This window comes from Variovorax boronicumulans NBRC 103145 (assembly GCF_001591345.1).
GTDB classification, from domain to species: domain Bacteria; phylum Pseudomonadota; class Gammaproteobacteria; order Burkholderiales; family Burkholderiaceae_C; genus Variovorax; species Variovorax boronicumulans.
Genome location: NZ_BCUS01000197.1, coordinates 1 through 6,977 on the forward strand (window position 1 = coordinate 1; position 6,977 = coordinate 6,977).

The 6,977-nt window shown below is 70.7% G+C and carries 6 protein-coding genes and 1 pseudogene; 3 read left to right on the top strand and 4 right to left on the bottom strand.

What is annotated here, in order from left to right; genetic code table 11:
* Positions 1-582 (bottom strand): annotated as a pseudogene (locus VBO01S_RS30230) (helix-turn-helix transcriptional regulator); the annotation flags it as partial.
* A 136-nt stretch (positions 583-718) separates the two neighbouring features.
* Here VBO01S_RS30230 and thiL point away from each other — a divergent pair.
* Positions 719-1,675: a thiamine-phosphate kinase gene (gene thiL / locus VBO01S_RS30235; RefSeq protein ID WP_062482604.1), complete on the top strand. Its 957-nt coding sequence runs from the start codon at positions 719-721 to the stop codon at positions 1,673-1,675.
* Here the strand turns inward: thiL and VBO01S_RS30240 are convergent, their stop codons facing one another.
* Positions 1,676-2,401 carry a DUF3053 domain-containing protein gene (locus VBO01S_RS30240; RefSeq protein ID WP_082818346.1) on the bottom strand — a complete coding sequence of 242 codons (726 nt, stop codon included), beginning with the start codon at positions 2,399-2,401 and terminating at the stop codon, positions 1,676-1,678. It lies immediately after the preceding gene.
* A gap of 63 nt (positions 2,402-2,464) precedes the next feature.
* A complete protein-coding gene (locus VBO01S_RS30245) occupies positions 2,465-3,364 on the bottom strand; it encodes a LysR family transcriptional regulator (RefSeq protein ID WP_062482610.1) in 900 nt (299 codons plus the stop codon).
* Between the two features lie 99 nt (positions 3,365-3,463).
* Between VBO01S_RS30245 and VBO01S_RS30250 the strand changes: the two genes are divergently transcribed.
* A complete protein-coding gene (locus VBO01S_RS30250) occupies positions 3,464-4,480 on the top strand; it encodes a Bug family tripartite tricarboxylate transporter substrate binding protein (RefSeq protein WP_062482612.1) in 1,017 nt (338 codons plus the stop codon).
* A 20-nt stretch (positions 4,481-4,500) separates the two neighbouring features.
* Positions 4,501-6,213, top strand: coding sequence for an FAD-dependent oxidoreductase (locus VBO01S_RS30255; RefSeq protein WP_062482614.1), 1,713 nt, complete (start codon positions 4,501-4,503; stop codon positions 6,211-6,213).
* On the opposite strand, the gene VBO01S_RS32885 is transcribed toward VBO01S_RS30255, so the two are convergent.
* Positions 6,210-6,977: MFS transporter (locus tag VBO01S_RS32885; protein WP_502688678.1), on the bottom strand; the 768-nt coding region annotated here is incomplete at its 5' end. The genes VBO01S_RS30255 and VBO01S_RS32885 overlap by 4 nt on opposite strands.

The following is a 6,977-nucleotide window of genomic DNA, read 5'->3' on the forward strand; positions in this document are numbered from 1 at the left end:
CGCCGACAGCCCGGTCGCCGCGTGCTCGCCCAGCTGCGCCATGCGGGCGCGCAGCTCGCTGGCGCGCACCAGGTGCGGCGACAGGCGCCGGCAGAAGGCCTCGCTCTCGGGACCGTAAGGCGCCTCGGCCCGGGGGCGGATGAAGCCGAGCACTTCGCGCGTGTCGTCGTCGGCGCGCAGCCCCATGGCGAGCGTATGGCACAGGCCGAGCGGCGCGAGCCAGTCGACATAGATCGGGCTGTGCGAGAGCGTGCGCGCGCCGAAGTAGGCGTGGTCGGCCACCGGCGTGCCCAGCGGGGCGTTCACCGGCATCTGCATGCGGATGTCGTCGCGCGCCAGGTGCTGCTCGTACTCGCGCACCTTGTCGGGCGGGCTCTCCAGGTTGGCGAGCCCCGCGCCCACCACCGAGCAGTCGGCGCGGCGCACCGTGAGCGTGTGGAAGCAGGCGGCGCCGAGCACCTCGCGCATGGCATCGAGCGCGTCGTACCAGTCGCCGGGACAGGTGATCCCGTCGTACAGCAAGGCAACGATCCGGTCGGTGTCTGCGTCGGCGGACACGCCTCCCTGCACGATGGCTGTCATGGCGGCCTCCTCCTGTTTGGACTTTCGGTGTATCCGCTTGCATGACGGTATTACAAAATGCTTCCAGTGTCAGCCCCCATTTCCCGCGGGCGCCGCGGCGGGCGGCCCCGCGCCAGGTCGTTATGCTCTCGCACCCATGGGTGAATTCGACCTGATCACACGCTATTTCAAACGTCCCGCCACGCGCTCGCCGCTGGGCGTGGGCGACGACTGCGCCTTGCTCGCGCCGGCCGCGGGCATGCAGCTCGCCGTGTCCTCCGACATGCTGGTGGAGGGGCGGCACTTTCTCTCGACCGTGGAGCCGGCCCGGCTCGGCCACAAGGCGCTGGCCGTGAACCTCAGCGACCTGGCCGCCTGCGGCGCGAAGCCGCTGGCCTTCACGCTGGCGCTGGCGCTGCCCGGCGTGGACGAGCCCTGGCTCGAAGGTTTCTCGCGCGGCCTGTTCGCGCTGGCCGACGCCCACGGCTGCGACCTGGTGGGTGGCGACACCACGCGCGGCCCGCTCAACATCTGCATCACCGTGTTCGGCGAGGTGCCGGCCGGCGCCGCGCTGCTGCGCTCGGGCGCGCGCGCGGGCGACGACCTGTGGGTGAGCGGATCGCTCGGCGATGCGCGGCTGGCGCTCGAGGTGTTCCGCGGCACGCTGAGCCTGCCCGCCGACGCCTTCGCACAGGCCCGCGCGCGCATGGAACAGCCCACGCCGCGCGTGGCGCTGGGCCAGGCGCTGCGCGGCATCGCCACCTCGGCGGTGGACGTGAGCGACGGCCTGATCGGCGACCTGGGCCACATCCTCGCGGCCAGCGGCGTGGGCGCCACGCTCGACGCCGATGCCACCACGGCGCTGATCGCGGTCGACACGGCCGGCCTGCCCACCGAGGCGCTGCGCACCTGCGCGCTCTCGGGCGGCGACGACTACGAGCTGGTGTTCACCGCGCCGGCCTCGGCACGCGCGGCGGTCGCGCAGGCCGGGCAAGCGAGCGCCACGCGCGTGACGCGCATCGGCCGCATCGAAACGGATGCGGGGCTGCGCATCGTCGATGCGAGCGGCGCGCCGGTGTCACAGCGCTTCGGCTCGTTCGACCACTTCGTCTGATCAAGAGCCGCGCATCACCGCGCGCATCTTGTCCTGCGCGGTGTTGATCGCCGCCGACTGCTTGCCCATTTGCTGCGCCATCTTGTTGAGTTCGTCCCCCACGGCCGGGTCGGTCACGGTGAGCGTGCCGCCGGAAACCCGAAGCTTCGACTTGTTCTTCTCCATGAAATCGGCGATGGCCAACGCACTGTCGATCACGGCGTCGACCGGAGGGAACACCTCCTTGAACGTGGTGGCGGGCGTGGTCACGGTCTTCTCGTAGGCCTTGGCATAGACCTGCTTCAGGTCGTCGGGCTGCTTGAGTTGCGCGCGTGCCGCATCGGCCTTGGCCAACTGCTGATCGAGCGCAGTGCGAAGGCCGCCCAGGCCCTCCTTGGCGGCCTTGAGATCGTCACGGCGTGCCGGCAGATCGACGAACGAGCGCAGCGCGCCCTTGTTCATGACCTGCGTCATCGGCTGGCTCACCGACTTGTTCATGCCTTCGTTGAAATCGGTGATCACCGCGTAGTGCTGCGCGTAGTCGCCGAACGATGCCTTTTCTTCGGCGGTGGGCGTGGGCACGCGCAAGCCGGGCTTGTCGAGCACGCGGGTCTGCAGGTAGGCGATGAAGGCGGTGCGCTGTTCAGCCTCCTTGTTGCCGCAGGCCACGAGCAGCATCGACAGCATCAGGCCGAATGCCAGGACCAGCCATGCGGAAGAGAAACGGGACCGTGTGGTTGTTGTCATGGGGCACCTGCTTTCGCGCAAAGAAAAAAGACCGGCCAGCATACGACCGGCCCGCCCCCACGGCTACTGCAGGCTCTGCTTCAGCGCCTCGATGAACGCCCGCGCCGCCGCCGACAGCGAATGGCCGCGCTTGGTGACGATGGAGATGTCGCGCACCACGCGCGGGGCGCTGAGCACCTTCACCACGAGCACCGGGTTCTTCTCGGCGCGCGCGAAGGCCGACGGCATGATCGACGCGCCCATGCCGGCCGCCGTCATCCACAGCGCGGTGGACAGGAAGGACACCTCGTTCACCACGTCGAGCGTCACGCCGGCCTCCGCCGCCGTGCCGTCGATCAGCGGGCGCACGCCGTAGCCGGGGCGCACGGTGATGACGGGGTGGCGGCCCAGGTCCGACCAGCGCACCACGCGTGCCTTGGCCAGCGGGTGGTCGGTGCGGCACACCACGGCGAGGTGGTCGCGCAGGAGGCGCTGCACCTCGACCTCGGGGCCAGGCCGCTCGGGCGTGCCGATGCCGAAGTCGACGTGCTCGCCGAGGATGCGCGACAGGAACTGGTCGGGCGCGCAGTCGTTCACCAGCACGCGAACTTTCGGGTGCTGCTCGCCGAAGGCGCGCAGCGCATCGGGCAATAAAAACCCGGCCAGCGTGGGCGTGATGGCCAGCGTCACGCGACCGCGTTCCAGCGTGGCGAGTTCGCGGAAATCGGCCGAGAGCGAATCGACGTCGCGCAGCACGCGCTCGACGGTGGAAATCATCTGTTCGGCTGCGGCCGTGGGCTTGAGCGCGCGCGTGGTGCGGTCGAACAGGCGCGTGCCCAGGCCCTCTTCCAGCTGGCGGATCAGCATGCTCACGGCCGACTGCGTGACGAACAGCCGCGTGGCCGCGGCGCCCAGCTTGCGCAGCTGGTAGACCGCGAGGAATGCACGCAGCTGGCGGATCGTAGGACTGAAGTTCGTATTCATCAGAAAATTTGAAAAATCATTCGGAATTTCTTGATTTACGAATGAATGCTGCCATCGTTCAATCTCCGATCAAAGCACCGAATTCAAGGAGAGGCCCGAATGACAGCACCCATCGCCCGCGGCATGCACGCATTTCGTGGGCGACGCAGGCACCTGCTGTGGGCCGTGGCCGGCGCGCTGGTGGCCGGCACCGCCCTGGCGCAGGCCCCGGCGGGCGATTTCCCCACCAAGCCGATCCGCATGGTCGTGACCTTTCCGCCCGGCGGCAGCGCCGACGGCGTGGTGCGCATGCTGGTGCCGCGCCTGAACGAGAAGCTGGGCCAGCAGGTGGTGGTCGACAACCGTCCCGGCGCGGGCGGCAACGTGGGGCTGACGCTGGTGGCCAAGGCGCCGGGCGACGGCTACACGCTGGGCGTGGGCGCGGCGGGCGCGCTGGCGGCCAACGTGAGCCTGTACCCGCAGATGCCCTTCGATCCGCAGAAAGACCTCAAGCCCGTGGGCATGCTGGCGGCCATTCCCTTCGTGCTGGTCGGCCACCCCTCGGTGGCTGCGAAGACGCAACGCGAACTCATTGCGCTGGCCAAGGCGAAGCCGGGCACGCTGTCGATCGGCCACGGCGGCAATGGCACGGCCATGCACCTGTCGGCGGCGCTGTTCAACCAGATGGCGGGCACGCGGCTGGTCGAGGTGCCCTACCGCGGCTCCGGCCCGGCGGCGCTCGACGTGCTGGGCGGGCAGATTCCGCTGGCGGTGGTCGACCTGCCCTCGTCGCTGCAGCAGATCCGCGCCGGCAAGCTGATCGCCTTCGCCGTGACCAGCCCGCAGCGCCTGCCGATGCTGCCCGAGGTGCCGACGGTGGCCGAGGCCGGCCTGCCGGGCTACGACTCGACCGGCTGGTTCGGCGTGGTCGCGCCGGCCGGCACGCCCGCGCCGGTGGTGGCTCGGCTCAATGCCGAGCTCAACGCGGCGCTCGGCGACGAGCAGGTGAAGACCGCGATGCGCGCGCTCGGCGTGGAGCCGGCGCCGGGCTCGGTCGAATCCTTCGACAGCTACATCCGCGCCGAGACGAAGAAGTGGGCCCAGGTGATCCAGGACGCCCACATCAAGCTCGATTGAACGACAGCCAACAGAGAGACATGACGAAGACCGCCGACACCTCGATGCAAGCCGACGTGCTGATCGTCGGCGCCGGCCCCGTGGGCCTCACGCTCGCGATGGACCTGGCCTCGCGCGGCGTCTCGGTGATCCTGTGCGAGACGCGCCGCTTCGCCGAGCCGCCGAACGTGAAGTGCAACCACGTGGCCTCGCGCACCATGGAGCAGTTCCGCCGCCTGGGCGTGGCGCAGCAGCTGCGCGATGCCGGGCTGCCGGCCGACCACCCGAACGACGTGGTGTTCCGCACGACGGTGACGGGCACCGAGCTCACGCGCATTCCCATTCCGTGCCGGCGCGACCGCTACACCGAGACCGAAGGCCCCGACGCGTGGTGGCCCACGCCGGAGCCGCCGCACCGCATCAACCAGATCTACCTCGAACCGATTCTGCTGAAGCACACGGCCGCGCTGCCGGGCGTGTCGCTGCTCAACCGCACGCGCTTCGAGCGCTTCACGCAGGACGCCGACGGCGTGAGCGCCATCGCCACCGACATGGACAGCGGCGCCACGCGCAGCATCCGCTGCCGCTACATGGTCGGCTGCGACGGCGGCAGCTCGCCGGTGCGCAAGCAGATCGGCGCGAAGCTCGAAGGCACGGCCGTCATCCAGCGCGTGCAGTCGACCTTCATCCGCGCGCCGCAGCTGCGCGACATGATTCCGGGCAAGCCCGCGTGGTCGTACTACGCGATGAACCCGCGCCGCTGCGGCACGATGTTCGCCATCGACGGCCACGAGACCTGGCTGGTGCACAACCACCTGAACGCCGAAGAGCCCGAGTTCGACTCGGTCGACCGCGACACCTCGATCCGCGAGATCCTGGGCGTGGGGTCCGACTTCCACTACGACATCATCAGCAAGGAAGACTGGATCGGCCGGCGTCTCGTGGCCACGCGCTTCCGTGACGGCCGCGTGTTCCTCGCGGGCGACGCCGCGCACCTGTGGGTGCCCTACGCGGGCTACGGCATGAACGCCGGCATCGCCGACGCGCTCAACCTCTCGTGGCTGCTGGGCGCCTGCGTGCAGGGCTGGGCCGACGAGGCCATCCTCGACGCCTACGAGGCCGAGCGGCTACCAATCACCGAGCAGGTGTCGCAGTTCGCGATGGACCATGCGCAGAAGATGATCCGCGCGCGCCGCGCCGTGCCGCCCGACATCGAGGCGCCCGGCCCGGCGGGCGACGCGCAGCGCGCCGAGATCGGCCGCGAGGCCTATGCACTCAACGTGCAGCAGTTCTGCTGCGGCGGGCTCAACTTCGGCTACTTCTACACCGGCTCGCCGATCATCGTGCCCGACGGCGAGCACCGCGCGCCGCCGTACTCGATGGGCGAGTTCACGCCCTCCACCGTGCCCGGCTGCCGCGCGCCGCACTTCTGGCTGGCCGACGGGCGCTCGCTGTACGACGCCTTCGGCCCGGGCTACACGCTGCTGCGCTTCGACCGCAGCGTGGACGTTCGGCCGCTGGAGCGCGCGGCCGCCGCCTACCGCATGCCGCTCACGGTGCTCGACATCGAGACCGCGAGCCTGCCCAAGGCCTATGCGCACCGCCTCGTGATGTGCCGCGCCGACCAGCACATCGCGTGGCGCGGCGCGCACCTGCCGGCCGATGTGTATGACCTCGTCGCCACCTTGCGCGGCGAAACGCGCCGCGAACGTGGACGCCGGCGCGCGCTGGCCTGGGAAGGCGTACTGACCTAGCGCCGCGCCACCGCGCGCCACGCCAGCCAGGCAGCGACGGCGGGTGCCAGCGCGAAGACCGTGAACAGCCAGATCGCGGCCGATCGCGCACCGTCGACGCCGCCCGGCACCGTGAGCCCCGCCGCGTTCGCCACCAGCCCGGCGACGGCCGCACCGACGGCCATGCCGTACAGCTGCACGGTCGTGATCGAGGCGGAGGCCAGTCCCTCTTCGCCGCGCGGCGCCAGCGCCATCACGCGCGTCAGCAGGTGCGGCCAGCCGATGCCCACGCCGAAGCCGACCGCGGCCAGCGCCACGGCCACGAGCGAGGTCTCGACATTGGCGTCAAGCGCACCCGGCGTCGGCAGCAGCCACGCGAGCGCCAGCAGACCTGCCGTGCAGACCACCGGCCCGGCGCGCAGCATGCGGTCGGCGCCTGCGCCAGTGCGGCCCGACGAGGTCAGCGAGCCGATGCTCCAGCCGCCCGCCATCGCCGCCGTGAGGTAGCCCGCCGCGAGCGGCGAGTGGCCGTGCAGCAGCTGCAAAAAGTAGGGCACGAAGATTTCGGTGGTGGTGCCGATCAGCAGCAGCGCGACGCTCGCGTAGATCGCGCCCAGCGGCGTGCCAAGCGCATAGGCGCCGGTCGGCAGCAGGCGCACGGCGCCGGCGCGGCGGTCGATGCGGGTGGCGGCGAAGCCGATGGCCAGGCCCAGCGCCACGCCCACGGCCTGCCCCGCGAGGCCGGGCCAGAAACCGCTGGCGGCAATCACCAGCACCGACAGCGC